At 66.2% G+C, this 2,696-nt stretch carries 2 protein-coding genes; both read left to right on the top strand.

All coding sequences use genetic code 11. The features are described 5' to 3' along the window. A partial coding sequence (locus AC0AIB_RS30870) for a 2-oxoacid:acceptor oxidoreductase subunit alpha (protein ID WP_465098026.1) occupies positions 1–1,835 on the top strand: 1,835 nt, incomplete at its 5' end. Then, a partial coding sequence (locus tag AC0AIB_RS30865) for a 2-oxoacid:ferredoxin oxidoreductase subunit beta (protein ID WP_465098025.1) occupies positions 1,828–2,696 on the top strand: 869 nt, incomplete at its 3' end. The genes AC0AIB_RS30870 and AC0AIB_RS30865, both read left to right, overlap by 8 nt.

Raw genomic sequence — 2,696 nt, 5'->3', positions numbered from 1 at the left:
TCCGTCAGTTGGACCGGGTGGTGATCCGGTTTGCGGGTGACTCGGGTGATGGGATGCAGTTGACGGGGGACAGGTTCACCTCGGAGACGGCGCAGTTGGGTAATGATATTTCGACGTTGCCGAATTTCCCGGCGGAGATTCGGGCGCCGGCGGGGACGTTGCCGGGGGTGTCGAGTTTCCAGGTGCATTTCGCTGATTACGACATTCTGACGCCGGGGGACGCGCCGAACGTCCTGGTGGCGATGAATCCGGCGGCGTTGAAGGCGAATCTGGCGGATCTGCGTCGGGGTGCGGACATCATCGTGAACACCGATGAGTTCACCAGGCGGAACCTGGTCAAGGTCGGTTACGCGGTGAGTCCTCTGGAGGATGACTCTCTGGCGGGGTTCGTGGTGCATCCGGTGGCGTTGACGTCGATGACGGTCGGTGCTCTGGCGGAGTTGCAGGTGTCGAAGAAGGACGCCGAGCGGGCGAAGAACATGTTCGCGTTGGGGTTGTTGTCGTGGATGTACTCCCGCCCGTACGACTCGACGTTGCGGTTCCTGGAGCGGAAGTTCGCGAAGCGTCCGGATCTCGTCGCGGCGAACATCGCCGCGTTCCGGGCGGGGTGGAACTACGGCGAGACCACTGATTCGTTCTCGGTGCGCTACGAGGTGAAACCCGCCAGGATGCTGCCGGGTACCTACCGCAACATCACCGGTAACGCCGCCCTGTCGTTGGGGTTGGTCGCCGCGGGGGTCCGTTCCGGGTTGCCGGTGTTCCTCGGCGCGTACCCGATCACCCCCGCCTCCGACATCCTCCACGAACTGAGCAAACACAAGAAACTCGGCGTGGTCACCATGCAGGCCGAAGACGAGATCGCCGCGGTCGGCGCCGCGTTGGGCGCCTCCTACGGCGGTGCCCTCGGGGTCACCACGACCAGCGGCCCCGGGGTCGCCCTGAAATCCGAGACGATCTCCCTCGCCGTCGCCCTGGAACTTCCCCTGGTCGTCGTGGACGTGCAACGCGCCGGCCCGTCGACGGGGCTACCCACGAAAACCGAACAGGCCGACCTGAACATGGCCCTACACGGCCGCCACGGTGAAGCCCCCGTCGCGGTCATCGCCGCGAAGTCCCCCTCGGACTGCTTCCACGCCGCCCTCGAAGCCGCCCGTATCGCCGTGACCTACCGCACCCCGGTGATCCTGCTGTCGGACAACTACGTCGCCAACGGCTCCGAACCCTGGCTCCTGCCCGACGTCGATTCCCTGCCCGACCTACGCGTCTCCTTCGCCACCGCACCCAACCACGACGACGGCGTCACGTTCCTGCCCTACCTCCGCGACCCCGACACCCTCGCCCGCCCCTGGGCGATCCCCGGCACCCCCGGACTGGAACACCGCATCGGCGGCCTGGAGAAAGCCGACAAGACCGGCGACATCTCCTACGACCCCACCAACCACGACTACATGGTCCGCACCCGCGCCGCCCGCATCCAGGCCATCCCCGTGCCCGACCTCGAGGTCGACGACCCCGACGGCGACGCCCGCGTCCTCGTCCTCGGCTGGGGCTCCACCTACGGCCCCATCGGCGCCGCCTGCCGCACCCTGCGCCACCGCGGCCTGCCCATCGCCCAAGCCCACCTACGCCACCTCAACCCCCTCCCGGCGAACCTCGGCCAGGTCCTGACCGCCTACGACCGGGTCGTCATCCCCGAGATGAACCTCGGCCAACTCGCCCAGGTCATCCGCGCCCGCTACCTGATCGACGCGATCGCCTACAACCAGGTCCGCGGCCTACCCTTCACCGCCGCCGAACTGGAGACGACGCTGGAAGAGGTCCTCAAAAATGCCTGAACCCGTCACGGTGAAACTCACCACCAAAGACTTCAAATCCGACCAGGAAGTCCGCTGGTGCCCCGGCTGCGGCGACTACGCCATCCTCGCCGCCATCCAACAATTCATGCCCGAACTGCACATCCCCCGCGAGAACACCGTCTTCATCTCCGGCATCGGCTGCTCCTCCCGCTTCCCCTACTACATGAACACCTACGGCATGCACTCCATCCACGGCCGCGCCCCCGCCATCGCCACCGGACTGTCCGTCACCCGACCCGACCTGTCCGTCTGGGTCGTCACCGGCGACGGCGACGCCCTCTCCATCGGCGGCAACCACCTCATCCACGCCCTACGCCGCAACGTCAACCTCAAAATCCTCCTCTTCAACAACCGCATCTACGGCCTCACCAAAGGCCAGTACTCCCCCACCAGCGAAACCGGCAAAATCACCAAATCCACCCCCACCGGCTCCGCCGACGCCCCCTTCAACCCCCTCTCCCTCGCCCTCGGCGCCGAAGCCACCTTCGTCGCCCGCACCATCGACTCCGACCGCAAACACCTCCAAACAGTCCTCCGCGCCGCCGCCCAACACCAAGGCTCCGCCTTCGTCGAGATCTACCAAAACTGCAACATCTTCAACGACGGCGCCTTCGACCAACTCAAAAACCCCGACACCCGCGACGACCACCTCATCCCCCTACACCACGGCCAACCCATCACCTTCGGCCACAACAACCAACACTGCCTCGTCCACCCACCCCACGCCTTCGGCCTCGAAGTCCGCGACACCGCCACCACCCCACCCGAAGACATCGTCATCCACGACACCACCATCACCGACCCCGCCTACGCCTTCGCCCTCACCCGACTCCCCGGACC

This window comes from Micromonospora sp. DSM 43699 (assembly GCF_055517075.1).
This window is presented reverse-complemented; position numbering and strand designations above follow the sequence as displayed.